We start from the raw sequence: 25993 nt of genomic DNA on the forward strand, positions 1-25993 counted from the left end.
AATTCGTGACTCAAAAACTAGTGAAAATTCAAATCACACAAGTTTTTGAAAGAGCCATATAATGTTAAAATTCATTTAATAAATTCTAAAAAATTTAAACAATCTGCAGAAATGTAGAAAATAGCTAGTTTTTAAACAATAAATTAAATCCTAAACTAAAGGCCTGATATTAAACTGATATTCATAAGACTTTTTCAATGCTTCGATTCTGAAACTAAAAATAATTATAATTCTATTAACAATTTTTTATTGCAAATCTAAATCATGAGAAATCACTGTTTTTGCACCGCTTGATGTATATGTATCATGTCACTTGCAATATTTCTCCTGAAACTTCCAAACTGTTCCAATTTTATATATAAAGTAAACGTATATTTTATATAATAATATACATTAAAAAAGAAAACATACGAAGTATTTATATATTCAAAAAATCAATAGTATATCAGGGGTTAGGTATAAAAATTTAGGAGGCAAAAAAGCTTATGATTGAAGTGGATGAGCTGACAGACTACCTAGATGAATACTTAGAAGAAAAACAAGAGGTAAAAAACTTAACGCAAGAAACCATCAGAAAACAAACATTCAATATATCTAAGTTCATAGAATATCTAGAAAATAAAGGAATCAATGAGTTAAATAGCAGTAACGTTAAAAAACAGTTGAGAGGATATCGTAGATACTGTTTAAAACAACGCGGAAATAAAAGAACTACTGTAAAAACATATATGATGAACATTCTGGAATTTATCAACTCAGAAGATGTTCAGGAAGAGATTCAGCATGAACCAATAAAAATGAAAGATATTATTGAAGTTAAGGCAGAAGATCCTGAAACTGCTAAAAAAAGAATTGAAAAAATCTCTCTAACATGGCCCCAATCTGATTTTTTCCTTGATACAATAAAAGAAAATGGCAACATTAGAGATTATGCAATATGCAGAACTTTTATTGATTCAGGGATGAGACTGAAAGAATTAGTTTTATTAAATAAAGATGATATTCAAGTTCCAATAGATGAAAACGGATTTTATATTTTGCCTCAGGACACTAATGAGTATATTGATGTTTATTTAAGGGCAGAAACAACAAAAGGGGAATTGAAGGACAGAACAACATTTATAACCTATGATACTCTTGTCAGTTTAAATGATATGATTAGAAACCGCATCACAAAACTTAGAAAAAATACCAATAATGTATACCGCCCAATTATACAGAGAAACAAGGCATTAGAAGAAGTAACTCGCGAAGAGCTGTTTACAAATATGAAAGGCAGCCGTATTGGAAAACGTGGAGTTCAGGATATTATAAAAAAACATGCCCGTGAGTGTGATGAGCGAATTGAAAATGAAGGAATTGACTGTTCACTTAATTATGGCAAAAGTGTCAGTGTTCATATTTTAAGACATACAGCATTATCCCATTATGCCGAGATATTGACTGTTGCTGAAGTTCAGTCAATTGCAGGCCATTCAAATTCACAAACTACAGACAAGTACATTCATATTGATCATGAGCAAATGAAACAAAAATTAAAGGTCAATTCTATGAAATTTAATAATTAATTGATTTTTAATTTTCAAACATTAAAATGATGTTTTTCGCTTTTAAAAATTATTAATTTTCATGAAATTTATTAAAAAATAAGAAATATTGTGAAACTATTATTTTTCATTAGCTTGATATATATGGAATTATTGATTTAGACCATTTTCTAAATATTACTTGGGTATTAATAGTAATATATGCATATTATCTATTATCCAAATTTACAGAAATAATATTAATATGTATTTTCCATATTTCCATATCAATATATTATATATACAATATGAACTAGATTGAAATTGATATAATACATAAATATCAATTATAGGTATTAATAGTAGTTATACTATAATACATATTTAGGTATAACATGCGGAAATTCTATTCCGACTAAAGTAATATTAAAACAGGGAAATTTTAAATACAAATAAATAGTTTGAAGCATTATTTTCAATAAATTAACTGCATACATAAGTATTTTATTTATTAAAGCATTTATAATCTTGTTTTAAATTTATGTCACTTATCAATTTTGAATTAACAAAAATAGGCCAGTTTAATTCAAAAAATTAATAAAATTTATTAAATTTTATAAAAAAATACAATGTTTAAATTAAAAACCCAATAAAATTTTTATTCCAATCAATATAAGAATTACTCCTCCAAGAATCTGGAACTTACCACCGGCAAAACGGCCAATTTTTTTGCCAATAAACACCCCAGTAATACTGAATATAAATGCTACAATACCAATAATAATAGCAGATATCATAATCGGATCTTTTAAAAGAGCAATTGCTATTCCGACTGCAAAAGCGTCAATACTTGTTGCGATTGCAAGTAACGTAACTTCTTTAAATGAGAACTCATCGCTGATTTCTTCATCATTGTCTGATAAGCTTTCACGAATCATGTTTAATCCAATAGCCAAAAGTAAAATAAAACCAATAACTGAAGTTAATGCTTCAACAACAGAAGCTATTGCAGTACCGCAGAAATATCCTAAAATCGGCATTAATGCCTGAAAACCACCAAAAAATAAGCCGTAATAGAAAATTTGTGAGTTATTTAGATTTTTTTGAGTGAAACCTTTTGTTATAGATACGCTAAAAGCATCCATTGCAAGAGCAACAGCAATTAATGAAACAGAAACAATATTAAAGGACATTACACTAAATTATATTTATTATTTTATATAAATTTATTCTAGACCATCTAAGCTTCTCCTTTAAAAAAATAAGTGATTTTGGTTTTAACTTAATTATTTTAGTGTGGCTTTCTTTTATTTTCTTAGGAAAGTCTGGTTAAATCGAATTTTAATTTATTTCACTATTCAATTCAATTTTTTTATCAATATCCTGAAGAATATTTACTAAAAAGTCTTGTTTTTCTCAAGAGGGTAAAGAAAATTCCATACTTCCATACATCTTTGCATTAATTTTTGGCCTGGTGTTGCCGGTGCGCATTGAATTTATCCTAGTGTTATACTCTTGTGATAATACATAATATTTCATGAATTTTTGATTAGTTTTTTTAGGATCAAAACTAAATTTAATTAAAAATCCATCATAAACTAATTCATTATCATTTTTATTGTATTAAATATACTTTATTGATATTCATTTTATTGACATAAACAATATTTAAATTCGGGATTTCAATCATCTGCAACCTTCTAAATCATTTGTGATTTTTAATTTATGTTATTATAGGTTAAATTTAACATGAATTTTCAGTATTGATTAAATTAAGTTAATATTCAATTAATGATTCCAGAAATGCTGCTTTTTCAGATAGATATTCATCAATTAATGATTCCAAAAATGCAGTTTCCTCATCCAAATATTCTTCAATTAAGTTTTCCATATGGTTTTCATCTTTAAATTCATTTGCTGATTCGAAATGATTATTACCTTCATCAGAGATAAATTCCGGTTCATAGACCTGATTACAGGAATAATCATCAATCTCATCAAATTCCAAATATTTAATTCCATTTAAATTTTCATCGACCCCTTCAGGATAATCATAATCCTTGATTTTATTAAAAGAATCGTTATTTAAAATATATCCCAAAGTACTATTACCCTCATATGCGAATTCCATAGAATTGTGATCATATTCCTCAAAGTTCATAAAATCAAATTCTAACTCCTCATAGAAATTAAAATCATTCTCACAGTCAAAGTCATGATTTTCATCATATGATTCAATCAAGATATCTAATGTGTCTTTTTTGAAAATTTCCTCATCAAAATTGTTAAAAAATTCAATTTCATACTCTTCCCTTTCTTTGATTAATTGCATTTCACCTAACCTTTCAAACATATATTCTCACATCCAATATAAAACATCTTTTTGATTTAATACTACAATAATTGACCATTAATAGGAATATGGATTATCCCCACCAGTTGCTTAAAACTAATAAAATCGACATATGAAGATGGATAGTAACATGAATCGGATAAACAATATAATTTCTGATTAAATCATCAGTTCCGAAGGATAATTCGGATTTATGTAAATTATTTGTTTTTTTTAATTGAATATCAGTTCCGCTAATGGTGATAGCCTCCTTTGATGGTTAATACATGGTGTTGATGTATTAGTAACTATTACTTTAATGTAGTATATATAGTTTTTGGTCAGATATAGATACTGAGAAATAAAATAGTGATTCTTCAGATTAAAAAAAAGAAGGATACTCAATTAAAATGATTGAGTACCGCTGGATGGAGTTAATGAAACGCTTGTTGAGTCTAAAAGATTACCTGAAGTATCATATAAATTGATCTCAGCATAGTCAGGATAATATTTGTATGAGTCTGCACTGCTTACTTTAATGTAACCTGAAGAATCAACAGTTTTAGGAACCATATTGCCATTATTTAAGCTTGATCCGTCTCTTGAATATTTAATTTGGATTTTTACCTTTTCCCCGGAATGTTGTGAACCAACATAAATACTTGCATAGGTCTTATCAGACAGCTTGCTGCCTGTTGAAAATGAACCTCCAAGTATGCTCATCGCAGTTGTTGTTGGAGCAGAGCTAACCTGTGATGATGGCTGGGAGGGGCTGGACTGAATCGGAGATGAAGCGTTATTTGCTGAAGTCGAATCGTGACCTTGACTTGCCCATCCAATGTATGCAAATGCACCTGCAAGAGCAAGCGCAATAATAATCAGTGCAACAATTATATACTTGGTAGTGTTGCTGCTATTTGATTTTTCTTCACTGATTGAATTAATAATATTTTTATGACTAATCTCTTTCTTTTTTAAGGGAGTTCCGCACTTTTTACAAAATTTTGCCGAATCCTTATTTTCACTTTTACAATTAGGACAATACATTTTTAAATACCACCCGCATAATTAAATAGCTGATTAACAATATGTTATTCACAATATTAAAAATTATTTATTATACGCTCTGAAATTTTCAATGAAGTTTTCAAGTTCTTCAAGTATTTGTGTTAGACTGATAATCGGTTTATATGTCAAAAGAGAGTGGAGTGTAATTAAAAATGGAATGGCTTCACCTGAATGGATATTGTCAAAGTCCAGTTCCTGATAAGTTATTTTGAAATTGCCGTTTTCCTGCTGGTCTATGGTAAGTCCTGCTGGAATAAAATCAATCTCACTTTTTTCGATTAAAACCTCCAGATCTTTTGTACCTTCCAATATGTCTTTAAATTCTATTTTTTCTTTGGTCAATAAAGGAGTTACAAAATCAAATCTAATATTATAGTCATATTTGGAATATCTGTTTCTAAAATAGTTGTCAACAATCAAATAATTGATAAAGAGCTCATGGTTTAAAACCGAATACTTTTTATTATTTAAAATAAATTCCATGATAATTATTAAGTAAAAAATAGTATAAAAAACTAGCTTTAATAAAAGCTAGTCTTTCTGCGGAGTATATTTTCTGATTGAAATCTGTTTGAATTTTTTAATAAAGAATTTGGCCCAGAGATATCCGACTGTTCCTCCAACAAAACAACCGAATACAACACCTGCATATATTCCTTCCACTCCCCATCCGAAAGTGAAACCGAACAGGTATGCAAATACACTTTCAAGGATTAATGACCTTAGAAGAGTAATTATTAGTGAGTATGTTCCTTTTCCAACTCCCTGAAACATCATTGAAGACATTATACCGTGAGGAATAGCTATTAAAAACAGACTCAATACAGATATTGCTGTTGCAATTTCAGCAGATAGGCTTGCACTGGCTGCTGTATATGAAAATATCACTGCAATCTGCTTGGAGAATATAACCATCAATATTCCAATTATGATTGAAACTATAAAACCGACTTTAATTGAGTATGAGTGTGCTGTTTTTAAATTTTCATGATTATGGGCTCCGTATGCAACACCGGCAACAGTCAGAACTGCAGTTCCAAGACCTATTAACGGAATGCTGGCAAGCTGTATGATTCTCATTGATGCAGTATATACTGCTACAGCTGTTGTTCCGTCTGCAATAACAAGCATACTATTAACTATCATCGCAAGAGCTGAAATTACTATGTTTTCAAGAGTGGAAGGCACTGTAACCTGAAGAATATCTATCATTAAACTTCTTTGATATTTGAAGTTTTTAAGGGATAAGTCAAGATACAGGTCTTTTTTACCCCATATCCAATAGCTCATAACTATACAGGACAGGGATGCTGATATTACAGTTGCCCATGCAGCACCTGCAATTCCAAAGCCCAATACATAAATAAAAATCGGGTCCAGAATAATATTCATTATTGCAGTTACGGCAATAGCTATTGTTGCTCTTTTCATGTCTCCTTCTGATCTGAATATTGCAGATGCAACTCCAGAATATACAAATACGAATAAAAATCCAAAGACAATGTAACTGTAGTCAAGGGCATATCCGATTGTACTTCCGGCTCCCATAAACTGTAAAATCGGAACCATTAAAATTTCAATTAAAACAGTAAAGACAACAGACACTACTACCGCCAATAAGATAGCATGCAAACCTGCATTGTTAGCCTGTTTGAAATCTCCAGCACCGATGTTTCTTGCAATTAAAGAGTTTGCCCCGGCACCAATACCATTTCCAAGTCCGACTAAAATCATAAACAATGGTGTAATAAATCCGATTGCTGCAAGAGCATCGGCTCCCAGACCTGCTACCCATACGCTGTCTGCAAGGTTATACATCATAATAAGAAGCATTGAAAGCATCATTGGAAGTGCAAGTTTTGTAATTGCCTTTTTGGGGTCTCCCGTAATCATTTCAATATTTTTACTTTTATTTTCACTCAATATTTAACCTCCCTTTCATTAATTTCTATTGTTCTTATTGCAATTTCTTTTAAGTTTCTTTTAAGTTCATCTTTTTTAACTGATTCTTCATTAAATACTTCTTCTTCCCAATCGTTTAGAAGAATTATGCACTTGTTTAAAGTATCTTTTCCTTTTTCAGTTAGAGAAACCTTATTCTGACGTCTGTTGTCTGTGTCGATTTCCCTTACAACCAATCCGTCATCTTCTAATTTTTTAATGGATCTTGCAACTGCCCCTTTATTGATATTGCATCTTGAGGCAATTTTTTCCTGGTTGGTATTGCACTGATGTGATATTTCAAATAGCAAACCAAGCTGTGTTGAGTTGATTCCAAACTCCTCCAACTTATCCTTTAGATAAATTGTCTGACCTCTAAAAATAATTGAAATTAGTTTGTTAAAAGGAATTTTTGAAGAATCGATTGTTTTTAATTCTTCGCTAATCATAATTTTTCCAAAAATCATTTCATAATTGTAGTAATACTACCTTCAGTAAAAAAACATAATTTAAATGAAATATCTAAAATATTTCAGAATTGTAAATATTTAAATCAGATTAAATTTTACAATGATATATTATGAGTTCATTGTATATAAATGTTTCACTGACAACAATTGCAATTGCAACAATTAAATTGAATAATCATCAAATTGGCCTAAAATCAATTATGAATTATTAAATCTGCTTTCACAATACTTATTAATCTAAAAATAGAATAAATAATCTTATGAATAAAGTTAAGATTGCAAAAACAATATCCACCTTAACAAACCCTCCAATCATTTGCATACCATTATTTATGATAATATCTCTTGTATTGTCATTTGAAAACCGACTTTTCAGCCTTCAGAAATTTATAACACTTGAGCTGATTTCCATTATTTTTGCTTCACTTATGCCGATGGTGATAATACTGTTTTGGGCTAAAAAATTAAATACAGACAGAGATATTTCAAACCGCCAGGACCGCTTTACACCACTGATTGTTGGAATAGTTTCCTATTTCATCGGTTTTTTAACTTTACTTATACTGAATGTTGACAATTTTTTAACAGCACTGCTTCTGTGTTATTCAATAAATACAGGTGTTGTTCTGCTTATAACATTTAAATGGAAAATAAGCGTTCACACAACCGGATTGTCAGGTCCTGTTGCTGCATTAATACTGCTTTTAGGTCCTGTTGGCGCATTGTTTGGAATAATCTATCCGCTCTTAATCTGGTCTCGGGTAATATTAAACAAACACACTTTAGCACAGGCAATCTCAGGAGGAGTTCAGGGTTTCTTCTTAACAGTTTTAGAAATGCATCTGTTTATTTGGCTGTTTAAATTCAATGTGGTGGGCATGACTCCACTTATCATGTGCATTTACTATATATTCGCCATCATATTTACGCCAGCACTTTTAGGATTATTGTCATATAGGGATATTTCAAATAAAAGAACTGCATTTATTGTTTTTGAAATCATCGGATTTGCAATATTTCTAGCATTTATGCCTTTGGATGCTGTGTTTATCTATATTTTAATTTCACTGACATTCATACTGGTTAGTTTTTATGGAGGTGATGATTTTTCCTGGTTTAAAGTTTTAAAGTCATCATAGTCTTTTGATTTTATAATGTCTAGGAAAAATTTTTTCTTTACAGGCCCTAAATTATCAATATAGTCCTGATAATAAGGACCCTCTTTAATTTCACAATAGTCTTTTTTAATTAACTCGTAAAGAGGAATCTTATAATTTTCTTTAATGTCTCTTAAAGCAAACCTTGGACCATTGATTTTATAGGCAAGCAGGTCAAATTTGTATGCATCATACCATCCATTTTCAATAAATATTCTAAACAATTCCCGACCTGCCGGAACAGTATCCAAAAATTTCCAGTCAACAACATGAGTAATTGACTCTGCATGCTTTCTTCTGTAATACAGGCATTTTTTAATAATTGAAATTTTTTCTGCCTTAAGCAAAACATAATAGAAAAACGGCATGTCCTCAAAGAAAATCCCCTCTGGAAATCGGGCATCAATACCTCTTAAAAAAGAGGCATTATAAATTTTTTGACACACCCCAACAGACAAATCAAAAATAGAACCTTTAAAATCAGCAATATTGAAAACAGTATTTTCATAAGACTCATCAAATATTTTCAAGCTGAACCAGTCATTTTCGTATTTCCTTCCAGTATCATTGTCATAATTAATCATCTGATAAAATGTAAAATCAGTATCTTTGCTTTTAGCTTCAGCATATGCAATTTCTAAAGCGTTTCGAGAATACCAGTCATCCCCGTCAAGATACATTATATATTCCCCCTGAGCAATATCCAATGCATTATTTCTGCATGCTCCCGGACCCCTATTTTTCTGATTAATCAGCTTAATCCTTGAATCTTTAAAGCTATTGATAATATTTAATGTATTGTCTGAAGATCCATCATTAACAATAATCAGTTCAAAATCAGTTAATGTCTGATTTAAAATACTTCTAATTGCATTTTCAATGTATTTTTCTTCATTAAAAGCAGCAAGAATAACAGATACTTTTGTCATGAATGAAGATTTGTTTTAAAAACATATAATTATATGTTTTAAATTATAAAAATAAACAATCAGATGTGATTATATGAGTTTTACGAAAAAAGAATTAATCGATTTAGCCGAATCAGCAGATGAAACTAATAAATGGATAAAGGAATTTTGTTTAAGTAATATTTCAGATGCAGATAAGATTGATGTATTGAAAACTTCCCAGATAACTTTGAAAAATTATAATGGGAAATATGAGGTTTTCGCAAATCTGATTAATTCCAAAAAGCACATTCCCGCTTTAAAATTGTCAAAATTATTGGCTCAAAGCTTTCCAGAATCCAAGGAAGATATAAGAAAGATTATTAAAAATAAAGAGCTTAACTTTGTATTTGATGATTTGCTCATTGAGCCTGGCGGAACTTCAATAGCAGTAGTGACAAGAGCAAATAATCTTGTAAAAAGAGGATACAGAATCAACCTGTTAAGTTTTAATGATATTCAGGATTATGATGAAATAAGAAGCTTTTACTACAACACTCTGAACATATCAAAAGATATTAATTTCATAAATATGTATGAATACTTCTCCAATAAAAACACATTCACATCCCACTCTAAAAAGGAATCAATTGACAGTGAAAAGTTTATTGTTCAAGAAACCAGAAACCCCGACACATCCATAACCTATGATTATTATGATAAAAAGGATTCTTCATTGAAAATCAAAAGTGAATTATTTGTAAAAGGAGTGCCGGTTTTAAGAACAACTTACAAACCATTAAAACATGAATATTTCACTCCTGACGGTTTTAATTATTTAACTGAAATTAAAAAAGGCAGATTAAGAAAATTCTATTTAAATGATAGAAAATCCCTAACAACAATCAAATTTGAAACATTTGACCATCTGTTATGTCATTTTTTAGAGGAATTTTGTAAAATTGCGGATGATAAGCCTTTTATAGTTTTTGACAAGATTTTCGGTTCATATAGTATCGAACATGTTGACTCAGATGAATCTCTTAAAATAGCGTCAATTCATGGAAATCCTTATTTCAGATGGGATAAACCTGAAATTGGCCCCAACAGATCAGTAAATAAATATATTACTCATTTCAGAACAATTGATGATTACAGGGCATTTGTGGTTTTAACAGATTCTGCAAAAGATGACTTATTAAAGGATACTGATTATAAAAAATACGTCACAATTCCCAATCTCATTTCAGAGGATAAGTTTGAATATGAACCTGTTGAAAAGGATTTAAGAAAAATAAGTCTTTTCGCCAGAGTAGCAGTAAGTAAAAACATATCCGATTCAATTAAAGCATTTAAAATAGTGGCTGAAAAATATGATGATGCTGTATTGGACATCTACGGACGGGAAACTCCCTCTGAGAGAAAAAGGTTAGACAATCTTATTCGAGAACTTGATATTGAAGGAAAAGTTATTTTCCATAGTTTTGTTTCTAATGTGGATTTTGAAATGAGAAAATCATTATGCACTGTTTTAACCTCATTTTATGAAGGTTTGCCAATGGTTGTTTTAGAATCTATGGCTAATTCAACCCCATTGGTATCCTATGACATTAATTATGGTCCCAGAGATATCATTACAAACAATGTTGATGGACTTATTGTTGACTACGGAGATTATGAAGCCCTTGCCAACAATATTATTGACTTAATGGATAATCCGAAAAAAGCTATTGATATGGGTCTAAAAGGAAAGGAGAAAATTAAAAATAACTATTCTGCAGATATTGTCTGTGAAAAATGGGAAGATTTGTTCATTGATGTTTATGTAAAAAGTAAAATTGATGATTTTGAACGTCTGTTTATTGAAGAAAACAAAAATAAGCAACTTAAAAAAGAAAATAGTGCCTTAAAAAGGAAATTCAAAAAGTTTAAAAAGGAAGTCTTTAATTCAACAAGCTGGAAGATAACCCGACCTTTAAGATCAATGACAAACATTTTAAGAAAATTATTTTCTAAAAAATGAAAAGAGTTTTCTGAGAGGCTCTGTAAGTTTCCAACTGTTAGAAGACAATATTTCTTTATTTTCTCTTTTTAGTTTTTTATTTGACTTATTTAAGCTATCAACTTTTAATTTATGTCTATTGGTTAGGCTGTATTGACTGCCTATTATTTTATTTAACTGGTTGATTCTTTTTTCATAAAAACTATCATCAAAAGAATATTCGCTGTCAGCGTAACCATAATCCTCCAGAATTTTTAATAAAACATCACGGGACTGCCTATAATCGCTAATTGATGATTTGTACTTACAATCAATTTTTGATAATGTGGAATTATCTTCATAAATCGCCCAGATGTCCTTATTTGAACCTAAATAATCTGAAAGTTTGGAAGGCAAATATGGATTTATGTTGAAATATTCATTGGTAACCGTGTCGTTAATAAGCAAAATGTCAAACTTAAGAGTTGCATTTAAAAACTCAAAATATTCAAGAGGTTCTCTGATTATAATATTATTTTTAAACTCCAAATCATCGGTTAAAAAATTTAAAAACTCATCCTTATTAATAAACAAATGAAACTTGATTTTGTTTTTGTATTTATGATTCAGTGATTCAAAAGCAAAAAACAATGGCTCAAAATGCCTTGATATATAATATGAATTACCAAAATAAGCCATATTAATTTCATCTTTATTCAGATTCAATTCATTATTAGCCAAATGATAATATTCACTGTCCAGTGTAGGATGAGGTATGATTCTTGATTTGTCCATGACTAATTTTTTAATATACTCATCATAGCTTCCAAGCATTATACTTCTCTGGTTGGCATTTGTAAAAATTATTTCATCGGCAAATAAAAATGTCAGGAATTCCGCCAGATAAAAAGTGTTGCCCGGATTGCTTAACTTATCAATGTCAGTGTGATGATTTTTGTTGTATTCATCAATTTTTGAGTTAATCCCATCAATATACTCTTTATTGTCAAGTACAGATAATGAATCGGTTTTTTTTACTCCTTTCATGTTCATTAAAACAGGATCTGAAAATTCAGCAGTCCAAAAGACATCGGGATGTCTGAATTTGTATTCCAAAGCAAGATAATGATTTGACATATACCATGATCTGCTATAAATTTTATTATATTGTCGGTCACCAATCAATTTCAAGCCCTGATTAATGAAATTAAAGATACACTCAACAGAGTCACGTTCCGAGTTAACTGATGTGGACAATCTTTCATTGATAAAGTTATTAATTTCCTTAAAACTTAAATCATCTTCATTTCCAAGACTGTTGTGTAAAACGTCAACTTTTAGATTATTTTTAATAATTCTCTTTCCAACTACCATTCCACTTATATCTTTATCAGGCGGAAATTTAAATGAAATGAATAAATTATCAGCATTAGTTTTTTTAGAATCCAACAAAAAAATCACCGGTTACAGTAGTGTTTATTTGTTATAATTAAAATAAATTTCTAAAAAAGAACATTCATAGAAACTTAAGATTTTTCTTCATACTATTAAATGCCGAATAATTAAAAATAAACAAAGAGCATCTTGAAGAAAATATCAAAGTAGATGAACAAGAAGGATTGGAATTGAAAACAATCTGGAAATTCTGTTCAATATTTCTAAAAACACTATCAAATGTCTTTGCTAAAACTCAAGAATTAATTTTTAAAAAAGGCAAATAATAATTCAATTTAAAATAAAAAAAATTTCCATAGAAAAATTCACTTTTAGCAGACATACAATTAAAAAAATGCATTACCTCCCAATAAAAGAAGGCTATTTAACAAAGTATTTTTTCTTTGAAATTTTCTTTATTTTTTTATTTAATTTATCACGCCCGGAAATTAGTAAAAATTCTTCAATTAATGCATCTGTTTTTGGATCAATAGAAAATGTCATTCCGTGCTTAGAATATTTTTTTAATGTTGAAATAGGTTTTTTTAATTCTTCATTAACTTCTTCAAATTGTTTTTCATCATTTAAATCCAATGTTAATAAATAATCAATATTGTCCTTGAAGTATTGTTTATATTCCAATTGTTTATTTGTCATTTTAACTAAATGCCAAACATTTGCAACAGAAATTCTTTCTTTATCATGTTTTCTTCTTTCCCATACAACTTCTTCATGAAGACTTCTAGCTTCATTTATAAGTTCTTCTGTTGCTTCAATGACTTTTTCATATCCAATTTCAGTATCAATAATAACATTTTTTTTAATTTTTTGCTCGTTTATTTCTTTTTCTTTAAAGTGTTCATTATACATTTCTGTGAAAAATTCATCAGTGCATTTAGGCAAACATAGTTTAAATCCATCAACTTCATATCTAGTAATTTCTTTTAACAATTCTGAAGATAAATTATATTTGATAATGCGAACTAATGAATAATTTTGAATATCATTCCAGTTATTAATAAAAATACGTTCTTTAATCTCTTTATAATAACGTTTATGCCCACCTGTTAATGCATAAATTCTATTTAAAAAATCTGTAATTAATTTTAGATACCAAAATTTGTCATTTACAATTACACGATTTAAGGTTTTACGTAATTTTCTTTCAAATGATAATCTTTTTGTCCAACTTTTAATAATACTGCCATCCAGCTCTGCAAATTTGCGTATTGGATATATGCGAACATGAATTCCCTTATGAATATTATGATTTAGATTAACCATATTAAAATAAGTGGTATTTTTATTCCCGTAAACAACATAAAATGGATTAAATTGAGGGTTATTGAATATTCCTTCAACATAGCGGTTATCACTATACTTACTTTCAATAATCTCACAAAAACGGTCAATATCTCCCATTGTCATAGCAACAGCTATCATCCTAGATCCATGTTTTACAGTATGATTAAGATAAGCATTTAAAGCGGTTTTACCTATTAAAATATATGTTAATCCATTTTTTGAGCAGATCTCATCAATTTCTGTAAGTAATTCTAATTGTATATCCTGTTTAGTCTTCATTATTTAACTCCTCAATGAAATCACGCTCTAAATCTATACGGCTAATACCGGATTCATCTTCAATTTTTTGCCAAATTAAACCATTTCTTGTATTATAGCTGGCTTTTTTATAAAGTTCCATTGCCTCTTTATTTAAACCACATTCTAATTTTGCTTTAGCCTGAGTGGCCATTACTTCACCATCAAATGGATACATATCTAAAATTTCATAACATAATTTATCTATACCCTTATAATCATCTAAGGAATCTGCATTATTTTCCATAATCCATAGTTTAGAACGATACATATCCAATAAGTTTGGATATTTATCATCATATTCATTAATTAATGATTGAACTAATAACTCATCTTTTTTATCATAGCGGGCAACTGATAAATCTCTACATAAACTTATGATATTATTTATTTCAATTAATTCTTCAGATAATGGGGCTTCCTTCATTTTACGTATGTTTAAAAACTTAGAAGCATTGAAATACTCACCTTTTCCAATATAACATGACAATAATGTTGCAAGATTTTTATCAGAAATAGGAACCACTATACCGTATCTACGAACATCCACATTTAACTGTAATGAAATATAATTTTCAAATTCTGCCAATACGGAATTATAATCTCTTTTTTCTTGCAAATTACGGAAATAATCTTCTTTTCCATCAATCTTATTAGATATATGTTCGGATTGAACAAAAACTTTTTCTTTAGTAACTAACCTATCAATTTTTCGTCTATTATGGAATACACGTGCATTGCTACGTTTATTTTTTTTAAATTTCTTAAAGACGGAATCCCGATTTATTTTATTAATATATCTATCAGTATATTCATTAAATGGAATTTCAATATCCTGAAATGCATTATGAACAACCTGCTCTTCATAATCAGGAACATACATCCAACTATCACCATAAGCAATTCTGAATATTCCTTCAGCGATTTCAGCAACAGGCAATAGCATGCCCTCAAAGCTTTCTAATCTGCCCTCACCAAAATATTTTTTTTTATACATCAATATTTGAATTCCCCAACGCATACAGAATGTATCGCATTCTTCTGTTGAAAAATGTTGTAACTGCTCTTCAAGTTCCTTAATAACAGTTTCTTCACCTTCGCAATCAACTCTGCGGCAGTATTTTTCATATAAACTATAATGTTCCTGCCACTCGTCTAATGATAAATTTTTATTTACAACAAAATAGGGGGACATTAATTCTGTATAGATACGAAGTAATTTTATGTATTCTTCAATCTTTTCTTTGTCAGTAGGCATTGGATCCATAATCAAGAATTCAATATGTTGTCCACATGCTTTTCCGGCTAATGCCTGGGATTTATAAATAGCTGTAGTTGTAATATCAACATAACGGACAATTGGGTTATTATAATATTTCGTATTCTCATTGTATATGAAAGTACGTCCTTCAGGAACAACATTTTCTTCTGTTTCTAAAACATGCCTTAATTTATTCCAATTATCCCTTGTAATATATAAATCAATATCATCATCCCACGGTAAAAAACGATGATTTCTAACAGTGCCTAATGCAGTACCTCCTGCTAAAAAATATTTAATATCATATTTAGTACAGATATCATCTATTTCTGATACCAATTTAAAAAGGTTTTCTTGTACTTTATTCATTCGGCTCAAAGCAATTTCCCCCATACATATAGAAAAAATAAAATCTATTTATTATTTATAAGATTGCTTATTGCAACAACTAATTCTTCAATATCATCTATTGAATGTTTACCTACATGGGAAACGCGAAACATTTTTTTACCTAAATCTCCACCATTGGGATTGACAGTAAATCCATACTCATCAATTAATTTTTGGTATATCACATCTGCATTCTCATCTGGAAATATTACTGGTGTTACTGCATTAGATAATGGATATGTAGGATAATCCAAACCTATTTCTTTAATCCTTTTTCTAAAGTAAACAGCAAGTTCATTTGTTTCCTTAATGATATTGTCAATACCTTTTTTTTCTAAACGTTTAACCATATTTTCTAATTCAATTATTATACGTACTGCTGGAGTAAAAGGAGTTTGTCCTCTTTCAGCATTTTTTAAATGATTTTTAAAATCAAAATAAAGGGTTTTTGAATCAATAACCTCAACTCTTTTTAACATTTTTTCACTTAATGAAACAATAGATAATCCCGGAGCTAATGATAATGCTTTTTGTGAGCTTAAAATAACTGCATCAATTCCATATTTATCCATATTAATTTCATCAGCTAAAAAAGCACTAATGGCATCAACAACAAAAACTAAATCATGCTCACAACAAACCTGAGATAACATTTCAATATCATATAACTGGCCGTTTGAAGTTTCATCCAAATTTACAAGTAAACCGGTGAATTTTTCATCACCAATCGCTTCTTCAATCATGTCTTTTGTTAAAGTTTCATTTTCAAATTTAACTGATTTATATGGAATATCATGAACTTCACAAATTTGAGCAAATCTATGTCCGAAAGAACCTCCTTCAATTACAATTAATTTATCTTCTTTTGAAAAACAGTTCAAAACTGTTGCTTCCATAGCACCAGTTCCTGATGAAGTTAATAAAATAATTTCCCCATTTTCATTAAATAATAATCTTTTTAAACCATCACAAACTGAAAATACCACCTCTGAAAATTCATCATTTCTAAAGTAAGGTACCTGTTTTCCACCAAGTTCCAATGTTTCCGGGAACATTTCAACCGGTCCAATTGTAAATAAATGACTCATATTTATCCCCCCATTATTTATATCATGAAAAATTTATCTCTGCAATAACAATATTCAATTTCATTTTCTAAATCCAATGAATTTCTATAGAACTGTAAAGCAAAATATAAATCATGTATAGCTAAACCATAATTATAAACTAAAATTCTCTCTTTATCATTGGTACGGCCCTCTGCTTTGCCCAACAATACATCTGTTGTATTTTCAATGGATTTAAATTGATCAAAATATTTAAATCCTCGAATCTGATTAATTTCATCTGTAAATACTTTATCAAAAAATAGATCACAGTTTTGGAAACCTAATGTCATAATTGGTATAACTGTACAACCTTCATTATAACATTCATCACTAGCGAAGTTCTCAGTAACTCTTGTTACAGCAGAAATAATTAAATCGCTATCAATTATTGTTTCTTCATATGTGTCACATAATTCAAATTTAATATTTGGGTATTTTGAGAAATAATCCATAAACCTTTCTTCATGATTATGGTATTTATATAATTTAAAAGTAATTTCACGGTCTTTAATTTGAGACATTAAAACATCAATACATGCAAACATGATATTTCCCAAGCCAAATAAACCTACAGTTTTAAAATCTTTTTTTGCAAACATAATGGCAGAATGTGCAGCAGCAGCTCCAGTTCTTAATGTAGTAATATACTCCATATCCATTAAAGCATTTAAAATACCTGTATCTGATTCATATAGTAAAATATCGCCAAGCATAGTGGAACGATTTTCACCGGGCTTTAATAAATGACGACCAATCATTTTTAAACCAGCAATATTTTCCTCTTCATACATACAAGGCATACACGCATAATAATTGCCATCATCTTGATTCATACGAGACTTGCTGGGCATTTGAAAATCTGTTTTATGTTTTAAAGCAAAATCCACCCAATCAAAAAAGTTATCTGAAGATAACTTAGTACCTATCTTTTTACATGTTTCAAAATCAAAAACCTTAATCATAGTTATACCTCTGTTTTCTAATATGCTCCAAAATTTCAGCAATTTTTAAGGATTCCTCTTCAAAAATACTCTTTGAATCAACACGATTATTAGATAACATTCTAGACATTTCCCTAATTAAATATTTAAAACCATTTCCTTCAAAATTAGTATTAAACAATTGAACGTCGTTAGAACCCGGCGTATGTAATTCAAAACTTTTACTTCTCCACCAATCATCTTTCATACGAATAGTACCTTTTGTTCCAATAATTTCAATTTGATTATCAACACGAACATTATTACCTACATTAATTATTGCTCTGCCTTTTCCATAAACAAAATTCATTGAAGCAAATTCTATATTATCTCCCTCTTTAGATACTTGGAAATCAAAATGCTCATAATTTTCACCCATAATTTTTATCATTGGAAGTAAAGCGACAACACTTAAATCATAAAATAAATTAGAACGGGTTATATCATTTTTAGAAATTGAACAATTAAAACTTAAAATATCCCCAATTAAACCGCCTTGAGTCATCCATAATAATTGATTAAATACATAAATATGAACCATTTTATTATTTTCCATGAAAATAACGTTTTTTTGTTTAGATAACTCAATTAATTTTTTTAATTTTTCTGAACTAAATGATATTGGAGGGTCATATAATACATGCTTTCCGGCCTTAAGCGCTCTGTATATATAATTAAATCTTTCATTAATATCACAATGAACATAAATAATATCGGAAGATTCAATCATCGCATCATAATCCTCAAAAGTATTTTTTACATCATACTTTTCTTTGAATGCATCCAAAATACGGTTATCATCACTATAAACATTTTTAACTTCAAAACCATTAACTAATTTGGCTTCTTTTACAATTTGATTATCATCAACAAAATCACAAACAATACCTATGTCATATTGATTAAAAGTTTCTTCTCTAATTTGAGTACTGGAAATACCTTTTGTTCTTTCCAAATACACCATATTGCAGTATTTAGATAAATGATCGAATTTACCTACCCAATCATCTCCAATGACAAATGAATCTATATCATATTTTATAATATCTCCAATTTTTTGGCCAAGATATTCTTCAACTATAATTTCATCTGCAAAACCTGTTTTTTGCACATTTTCTATTCTAGTTGCAAGTGAATCATAAACATTTAATTTTCCACGTCCAACATCATAATTTTCTCCGGTTACACCTACAACTAAATAATCACCATATTCTTTTGCCCTTTTTAGCATGTTGTAATGTCCTTTATGAAATAGGTCAAATGTTCCATATGTAATAATTTTTTTCATTAAAATCCTCTAAATCAAATTATTAAGATAAAATACATAATTTATATATTATATATCATTAAAACTATTAAAAGTTTCTTAAATATCCTATGGTTCTTTTAAAAACTTGAATGATTTGAATTTTTGTACCTGTCCACACTATAAATCTGATAGTAAAATGAACTCATTTTTTTATATAATTGTTCTTCAAGTAATTTTTTCTACAGAATTTTCCATATTTCAGCCATACTAACATTAAAGAAAAAATAAGTAAGAAAATAATCAAAATTTAATAATGCCTTGTCCCACTCGTTTATTAAATAAATAAATAAATCGTTTTTAATACTTTAATCTTTAAGTGAGATATTCATAAAAAAAAGATTAAAATAATAATTTAATCATCAAATTTTCCTAAGAATTCTTGCATCCTTTTATTGTTTGAGGAAAATACCTCTTCAGGAGAACCCTCTTCAACAATCACACCATTTTCCATGAAAATAATTGTATCAGAAACATTACGGGCAAAATTCATCTCGTGAGTTACAATCACCATAGTCATATTATCTGCCACCAACTGTTTAATTACAGATAAAATTTCGCCTGTTAATTCAGGATCAAGTGCTGATGTAGGTTCATCAAAAAACAAAATGTCCGGATTCATTGCAAGTGCCCTTGCAATAGAAACACGCTGCTGCTGACCACCGGATAATTCACATGGGTATGCATTTTCCTTATCTTCAAGCCCCATTTTTTTAAGTAGCTGACGAGCGTGAGCATAAACTTCCTTTTTATCTCTTTTCTGAACTTTTAAAGGAGCATTAGTAATATTTTTCATAACAGAATGATGTGGGAATAAATTAAAATTTTGGAAAACTAAGCCAAATGTCCCATCAAAATTAATCACACCACTATCTTCCTTCTCAAGATTAGTGATACATCTAAGTAATGTTGATTTGCCTGATCCTGACGGCCCAATAATGGATAATACTTCACCTTTGTCCACATTAAGGGAAATATCCTTTAAAACAACATTATCTCCAAAACTTTTTTTAAGATTTTTTATTTCAAGTAAACTCATAAATACCCCTCTAATCGTAATAATCTAATCTATTTTCCAAGTGTTCCATTACAAATGCAACAATTATATTGAATATGTAGTAGAATATACCTGCAATAAGCAGTGCGGCAATTGATGCATCTGCAGCGGCAATCTGTTTAGCAACTGTAAACATTTCAGGAATTGCAATAACAAATGAAAGAGAAGTATCTTTTACCAGTGTAATTACTTCATTAGTTACTGAAGGAAGAATGATTTTAAATACTTGAGGCAATATGACTATAAAAAATGTTTCAATTTTATTATATCCTAAAACCTGTGCAGCCTCATACTGTCCTTTTGGAATAGCTTCTATTCCACCTCTGTAAATTTCAGCAAAGTAAGCTGAATAGTTAATTGAAAATGCAATAATAACAGCTATAAATCTATAATCAGACGATAGACTAATGCCAAATAGATAATATGGTGCGAAAAATACCACAATCAATTGCAACATTAAGGGTGTACCTCTCATAATTGAAATATAAACCTTCATTAACCATCGTAATGGTGCAAAACTACTCATTCTTCCTCCGGCTACAACTAAACCGAGAGGAAGAGAGAATAGTAATGTAAGCAAGAAGATTTCTATGGAAGTAATCATCCCTCCCAATAATTGTGTTATTACATTACTTAAAATCATATATTTTATTCTCCCTTCAACTAATTAATTAAGGTTGTATTAAAGCGTCTTCAGAAATACCATATTTTTGAGCGATTTTTAATACGGTACCATCTTTAAACATTTCATCCAAAGTGGATTGTACTTTGTCTTTTAACTCTGTGTTCCCATTTTTAAATCCAATACCATATTTTTCAGTAGTAATTGATTCTTTTAAAACTTGGAAATCATCAGTAGCGTTTTTGTTTTTAATATTGTATTCTGCAACACCTATATCCATAGCAATTGCATCACAAACTCCAGATTCTAAATCCAAAAATGCAGTGTTATAATCAGAAACTTCGGTTAAAGTTGCAAAAGTATCAGCTATGGTTTTGTTATCCCCTTGAAGAGCTGCTAAAGCAGATGAATCTTTTTGGGTTTCCACAGTTTTACCTTTTAAATCAGCAATGGAGTTAATTCCGGAATTGGTTTTTACAACAAATATTTGTTTATTATCGAAGTAAGGGTTAGACCAGGTGTAGTCGTTTTCTCTTCCATCAATAGTAAATCCATTCCAAATACAGTCAATAGAACCTGATTCTAATTCGGCATCTTTAGCATCCCAGTCAACAGGTTGTGCTTTAAATGTCCAATTATTTCTTTCACAAACTTCTTTTGCCAATTCTAAGTCGAAACCAGTGTAGTTTCCACTATCATCTTTGTATCCATAAGGCGGGAATTCAGCATCAAAACCAACGACGAAAGTATTGTCATCGTTTGCAGATGAGTCATTTCCACCTAAAAAATCAAAAAATCCTGCGCTTACAGTAGAAAACATCATTAAAGAAATTACTACCAAAGCTAAAATAAAACCTATTTTTTTATTCATAAAAAACACCAGTATTTTTATAGAATAGAAATATTTCTAATCTACAATAATATCTTTTATTTTTTAATATATTTATTTATTGGCTTTGTAGAAAACCTCCTGTTTAATTGGATTTAAGTTAATCTATGAAAAACTGTAAATTATATTTTTGAGTTTTATTTTTTTATTTGAGAGTTGTAAGCTTACGTTTCGGATTATTCTACATGATGTCCTTTTTATCAAGTGAAAATATTGATCCAACATTCATTTTTTTTTTTTGGAATGAACTTCTTGATTAATTCATGATGTCATTTTGAGATTCTGTTATAATTGTATTTTATTTAACACATTTTTTGAATACTTAAATGCACATTAAATGAAGTTTTATTGAGTCTTATGTTTTTATTTATTTCTTTAATTTTTTTGAGTGGCAGTTTTTCCAAAAAATCCAAAGGGTTTAATTTTTCTTAAGTAAAACACAAATTCAAAAACTGTAAAATTAAAAAAAAAGTTAAAATAGAAAAAAATAGGAGTTCTACATAGACAATGATTATAATCTGCGGTAAATATTATTTATTTTATAATTAAGCCAACCCTTAGTTGATTTAACTATCTTCATTTCTTCATTTAATCTGTTATTTTGTTTTTCTAGTTTTTTATATTCTCTTTCCTTACAGATTATAAAACATAAGTTTTCTATTTTCTCATTGATTAGTAAATAATACTTTATTTTCTCCATTTCATCTAAATCTTCAAAAATTTCTGCAGGAATTATTTTTAGAATCGGGATTATTTCTGAGATAATGACATTTTTATATTCTTTATCTGCTTTATCAATCTGATTTATGTATAATCTGAAATCAATTTCAACCAATTTTTTATATAAAACATTAATAAGATTTTTATATTCATCCTTTGAATTAAACAGCTCAATAATTTCTTTTACTATAAATATCCTGTCTCTAATATTTTTAATATTGGTTCTTTCTTGTGTAGTCGATTTGTTTGAATTTCTGCGCCTTCTCCAATAATAGTTCACATCTTTATATACACCAATGGAATTTGTTGATGTGATTAACTGCATTGAAAATAAAATATCCTCGTATAATCTGTCTATAAACTTTATATTCTTTTCCATTAAGAAGCTTGCTTTAATAAATTTATTGCAAGCAGTTGTATCATAAATAAATTCAGGATGTTGTATCAAGTCAGTTTTTTCTATAGATTTTGTAATGGATTTAACATGTAATTCACTTTCCCAAACCTTTTTCTCATCAAATCTCACCATATTAAACAGAATTACATCCTGTTTGAAGTTTTTAGAAAAATCATAGAGTTTTTCATATGCATCCCTATCAATTTTATCATCACTATCTAAAAATGACACATATTCACCGTTAAGTTCCTTTAAACATATGTTTTTGGCAATGCCCTGTCCAGTATTTCTTTCATTTTTTATGACTTTTAACCTATTGTCCTTTTTAGCATATTTTAGTAAAATTTCAAGTGAATTGTCTGTAGATTTATCATCTATACATATTACTTCAATTTCTTTTAATGTTTGATTCAGTACACTTTCCAAACATTCTTCAAGATATTCTTCAGTATTATATACCGGGATTATGATGCTCACCAATGGTTTTTCTATTTTCAATTACATCCCTCTAATTTTAAAAAAAATAAGTGTCACGTCTGTGAATAAACGATTTTTTTAGTTATTTATTTGAAGATTTCATCAGCATACGTTCATTCCTTATTATCATGTTTATGGAACACTCTTCTTAATTTTCTCAGTGATTCTGTTATTTTCCAGCTGTTAGATGACATTATTTCATTATTTATTTTATTTAATTTTTTGTTTTTATTTAATAAAATAGCATTTTTCTCTTTTAGTTCTTTATTTTCACTAGATAAAATAGCATTTTTCTCTTTTAGTTTTTCATTTTCATTTGATAATATGGTGTTTTTCTCATTTAACATATTATGTTTATTTTCTAAATTTCTTACATTGAATTCATAGATTCTTAATTTACATTCGTTTAGATTTTCTGAATTCAGGAGTAATAAAGATTTTTTTGAATTGCTATTAGAAACAAGATCCAAATTTATCTTACTTATTTCTGATTTGGCTATTGAATAGTAACTCTGTGAATTATAAGTCAATAAATATTGGAGGATTTGAGTTGTTTTAAACTCATAAAATTCTTTTTTCAGTTCCTCAAAATAGTTTTCATTTATTAAATAAGATTCGACAATATCACATATTTTGAATATATCTTCCCTTTTTAAATTTTTGTTAATGGTTGAAGTTGGATTTGACAAACGGTAATTATAAAGGAATTCCGGAACAAATGATATTTTTGAAGCTCTTGTTAATGATTTTACATGAAACGGAACATCTTCAAAAATCAGCCTTTCGGGAAATCTAAAATCATCAAACTTATCTAAAAATCTTTTTTTATAAAGTTTACATGGAATAAATGAAGAATTCAAAACGTAATGTTTGATCTCCTTGAAAGTAAATGTGAAATCACTGAAATCTACATTTTTAAAGACATCATCAAGATTAAATCGTGGTTTTGAATAGTTTAGATGATCTTCATCTACGAAATCAGCCAGTTTAAACATTACCATATCCGAATCATTATTTGTAGCATTTTCATATAGTTTTTCCAAGGCATATTGCGGAATATAATCATCTGAATCAATAAAAATGAGGTATTCTCCTTTAGCTATATCCAAACCTCTGTTTCTAGCAATACCCTGTCCTTTATTTTCTTGAGAAAGTATCTGTATACGTTTATCTTCTTTTGCAAAATCTTCTAGTATTTTTAACGAGTTATCAGTAGAACCATCATTTATACATATTATTTCAATATCATTTAATGTTTGATTAACTATACTTTCCAAACATCTTTTTAAATAATTTTCAACATTATAAACGGGCAATATAACTGAAAGTTTAGTCATAAATTCACCATATCATTAATTATTAAATTTTAGTAATTTCCATAAAGATACTGTTATATAAGAATTACATTCATTCATATTAAATATATTTTGGGTTATTGTTTATATATCTTATATTATGAATTGCGTAATTTCGGTTTTTCGGATTGTATGATTCGAATATGCTTTTTTCGTCCATTGAATAGTATCATTCTATTTTTTCTAATTTTACTAATTAAATGATAAAATTCAGTACAGTAAATGAATTTAATATAAAACCAATTAAAATTTATTGAAATTCATGATTATTTACTTTGAAAAAATTAAATGAAAACTTTATAAACAAAAATATTCTGTTAACAAACATTAAAATCAGAATAAAAAGGTTAATGCTTTAAGAAAATTAAAAAAATCACAGAGGGTTTTAAAAGAGGCAAAATACCATAAATTATAAATAATGTTGGTTTATATAAATAAATATTGATTTATCCATTAGCAGTTAATGCTTATATTATAAAATTTTTATTTAATCCAATAAATTGGATAAGGGGGATTCATGACTTCTGATTTTATTTTTTCAATTATAATGCCTTTTCAAAATGTTGAGAGATATGCTGAAAATGTTTTAAAATCCATTGCTGACCAAACAGTTGATTTTAAACAGGTTCAACTTATTTTAATCAATAACAATAGTTCTGATAAATCTCTTGAAATAATTTCAAAATATGCAAATCTTCATCCGTCCAATATTGTTTTATTAAATGCAAACAGTGAAGATTTATCTGCTGTTTATGAATTAGGATTAAAATATGCAAAAGGAGATTATGTCAATTTTTTTGACTGGAATTGCATATTTAATGAAAAATTATTTGAATATGTTCTGATGTTTTTTAATAAATATGAATCAAAGGAATATGACTGCGTTTCTGTTCCTGTTTTATTTGAAGGAAAAATTAAGAATAATCCTTTAAGATTTAAATTTAATGAAACGAAAATCATTGATTTGAATAAAAATCCTAAATTTATTATTATTGAGTTAATGTCCTTGTTTATTAAAAGGTCCTCTCTTAC

The 25993-nt window shown here is 28.5% G+C and carries 22 protein-coding genes; 4 read left to right on the top strand and 18 right to left on the bottom strand.

From position 1 onward, the window contains the following. Positions 1-485 precede the first annotated feature (485 nt). Complete coding sequence (locus Q4Q16_RS08545; RefSeq protein WP_303347306.1) at positions 486-1568, top strand: tyrosine-type recombinase/integrase; 1083 nt, start codon at positions 486-488, stop codon at positions 1566-1568. A gap of 596 nt (positions 1569-2164) precedes the next feature. Here the strand turns inward: Q4Q16_RS08545 and Q4Q16_RS08550 are convergent. From Q4Q16_RS08550 to Q4Q16_RS08575, 6 genes are all read right to left on the bottom strand, one after another. Then, entirely contained in the window at positions 2165-2719 is a 555-nt protein-coding gene (locus Q4Q16_RS08550; protein WP_303347307.1) for a manganese efflux pump MntP family protein, read from the bottom strand. Between the two features lie 584 nt (positions 2720-3303). Then, complete coding sequence (locus Q4Q16_RS08555) at positions 3304-3879, bottom strand: hypothetical protein (protein ID WP_303347308.1); 576 nt, start codon at positions 3877-3879, stop codon at positions 3304-3306. Positions 3880-4263: 384 nt separating this feature from the next. Further along, positions 4264-4905: a zinc ribbon domain-containing protein gene (locus tag Q4Q16_RS08560; RefSeq protein ID WP_303347309.1), complete on the bottom strand. Its 642-nt coding sequence runs from the start codon at positions 4903-4905 to the stop codon at positions 4264-4266. A 63-nt stretch (positions 4906-4968) separates the two neighbouring features. After that, complete coding sequence (locus Q4Q16_RS08565) at positions 4969-5409, bottom strand: hypothetical protein (protein WP_303347310.1); 441 nt, start codon at positions 5407-5409, stop codon at positions 4969-4971. Positions 5410-5457: 48 nt separating this feature from the next. Further along, on the bottom strand, positions 5458-6819 hold the full coding sequence (locus Q4Q16_RS08570) for an MATE family efflux transporter (RefSeq protein ID WP_303347326.1): 1362 nt from the start codon (positions 6817-6819) through the stop codon (positions 5458-5460). A 26-nt stretch (positions 6820-6845) separates the two neighbouring features. Continuing rightward, positions 6846-7316 carry a MarR family winged helix-turn-helix transcriptional regulator gene (locus tag Q4Q16_RS08575; protein WP_303347311.1) on the bottom strand — a complete coding sequence of 157 codons (471 nt, stop codon included), beginning with the start codon at positions 7314-7316 and terminating at the stop codon, positions 6846-6848. Between the two features lie 281 nt (positions 7317-7597). Here Q4Q16_RS08575 and Q4Q16_RS08580 point away from each other — a divergent pair, with 281 nt between their 5' ends. Then, on the top strand, positions 7598-8476 hold the full coding sequence (locus Q4Q16_RS08580) for a hypothetical protein (protein ID WP_303347312.1): 879 nt from the start codon (positions 7598-7600) through the stop codon (positions 8474-8476). Here Q4Q16_RS08580 and Q4Q16_RS08585 read toward each other — a convergent pair. Then, positions 8428-9423 carry a glycosyltransferase family 2 protein gene (locus tag Q4Q16_RS08585; protein ID WP_303347313.1) on the bottom strand — a complete coding sequence of 332 codons (996 nt, stop codon included), beginning with the start codon at positions 9421-9423 and terminating at the stop codon, positions 8428-8430. The genes Q4Q16_RS08580 and Q4Q16_RS08585 overlap by 49 nt on opposite strands. A 73-nt stretch (positions 9424-9496) precedes the next feature. On the opposite strand from Q4Q16_RS08585, the gene Q4Q16_RS08590 reads away from it, so the two are divergent. After that, positions 9497-11404 (top strand): glycosyltransferase, encoded by a 1908-nt coding sequence (locus Q4Q16_RS08590; RefSeq protein ID WP_303347314.1) that lies wholly within the window; start codon positions 9497-9499, stop codon positions 11402-11404. Here Q4Q16_RS08590 and Q4Q16_RS08595 read toward each other — a convergent pair. The 11 genes from Q4Q16_RS08595 to Q4Q16_RS08645 all read right to left on the bottom strand — a co-directional run bounded on the left by Q4Q16_RS08595 (position 11387) and on the right by Q4Q16_RS08645 (position 24943). Beyond that, on the bottom strand, positions 11387-12811 hold the full coding sequence (locus tag Q4Q16_RS08595) for a hypothetical protein (RefSeq protein WP_303347315.1): 1425 nt from the start codon (positions 12809-12811) through the stop codon (positions 11387-11389). The genes Q4Q16_RS08590 and Q4Q16_RS08595 overlap by 18 nt on opposite strands. Before the next feature lie 366 nt (positions 12812-13177). Further along, positions 13178-14380: a hypothetical protein gene (locus Q4Q16_RS08600; protein ID WP_303347316.1), complete on the bottom strand. Its 1203-nt coding sequence runs from the start codon at positions 14378-14380 to the stop codon at positions 13178-13180. Beyond that, positions 14370-16028, bottom strand: a complete 1659-nt coding sequence (locus Q4Q16_RS08605) for a phosphorylcholine transferase LicD (protein WP_303347327.1) — start codon at positions 16026-16028, stop codon at positions 14370-14372. The genes Q4Q16_RS08600 and Q4Q16_RS08605 overlap by 11 nt, the downstream gene beginning before the upstream one ends. A 44-nt stretch (positions 16029-16072) precedes the next feature. Next, positions 16073-17137: an alanine--glyoxylate aminotransferase family protein gene (locus Q4Q16_RS08610; protein ID WP_303347317.1), complete on the bottom strand. Its 1065-nt coding sequence runs from the start codon at positions 17135-17137 to the stop codon at positions 16073-16075. 17 nt (positions 17138-17154) lie between these two features. After that, complete coding sequence (locus tag Q4Q16_RS08615) at positions 17155-18120, bottom strand: ornithine cyclodeaminase (RefSeq protein ID WP_303347318.1); 966 nt, start codon at positions 18118-18120, stop codon at positions 17155-17157. Beyond that, entirely contained in the window at positions 18113-19426 is a 1314-nt protein-coding gene (locus Q4Q16_RS08620) for an adenylyltransferase/cytidyltransferase family protein (RefSeq protein ID WP_303347319.1), read from the bottom strand. Before Q4Q16_RS08620 ends, Q4Q16_RS08615 begins: the two co-directional genes overlap by 8 nt. A gap of 373 nt (positions 19427-19799) precedes the next feature. Continuing rightward, positions 19800-20483: an amino acid ABC transporter ATP-binding protein gene (locus Q4Q16_RS08625; RefSeq protein ID WP_303347320.1), complete on the bottom strand. Its 684-nt coding sequence runs from the start codon at positions 20481-20483 to the stop codon at positions 19800-19802. A 10-nt stretch (positions 20484-20493) separates the two neighbouring features. Next, positions 20494-21144 (bottom strand): amino acid ABC transporter permease, encoded by a 651-nt coding sequence (locus tag Q4Q16_RS08630; protein WP_303347321.1) that lies wholly within the window; start codon positions 21142-21144, stop codon positions 20494-20496. Positions 21145-21172: 28 nt separating this feature from the next. Then, entirely contained in the window at positions 21173-21994 is an 822-nt protein-coding gene (locus Q4Q16_RS08635; protein ID WP_303347322.1) for an amino acid ABC transporter substrate-binding protein, read from the bottom strand. Between the two features lie 529 nt (positions 21995-22523). Then, complete coding sequence (locus Q4Q16_RS08640; protein WP_303347323.1) at positions 22524-23627, bottom strand: glycosyltransferase family 2 protein; 1104 nt, start codon at positions 23625-23627, stop codon at positions 22524-22526. 92 nt (positions 23628-23719) lie between these two features. Next, positions 23720-24943, bottom strand: coding sequence for a glycosyltransferase (locus Q4Q16_RS08645; protein WP_303347324.1), 1224 nt, complete (start codon positions 24941-24943; stop codon positions 23720-23722). A 535-nt stretch (positions 24944-25478) separates the two neighbouring features. Here Q4Q16_RS08645 and Q4Q16_RS08650 point away from each other — a divergent pair. Continuing rightward, on the top strand, positions 25479-25993 hold a 515-nt coding region (locus Q4Q16_RS08650; RefSeq protein WP_303347325.1), incomplete at its 3' end, for a glycosyltransferase family 2 protein.

Source organism: Methanobrevibacter sp., assembly GCF_030539875.1.
Classification (GTDB): Archaea; Methanobacteriota; Methanobacteria; order Methanobacteriales; family Methanobacteriaceae; genus Methanocatella.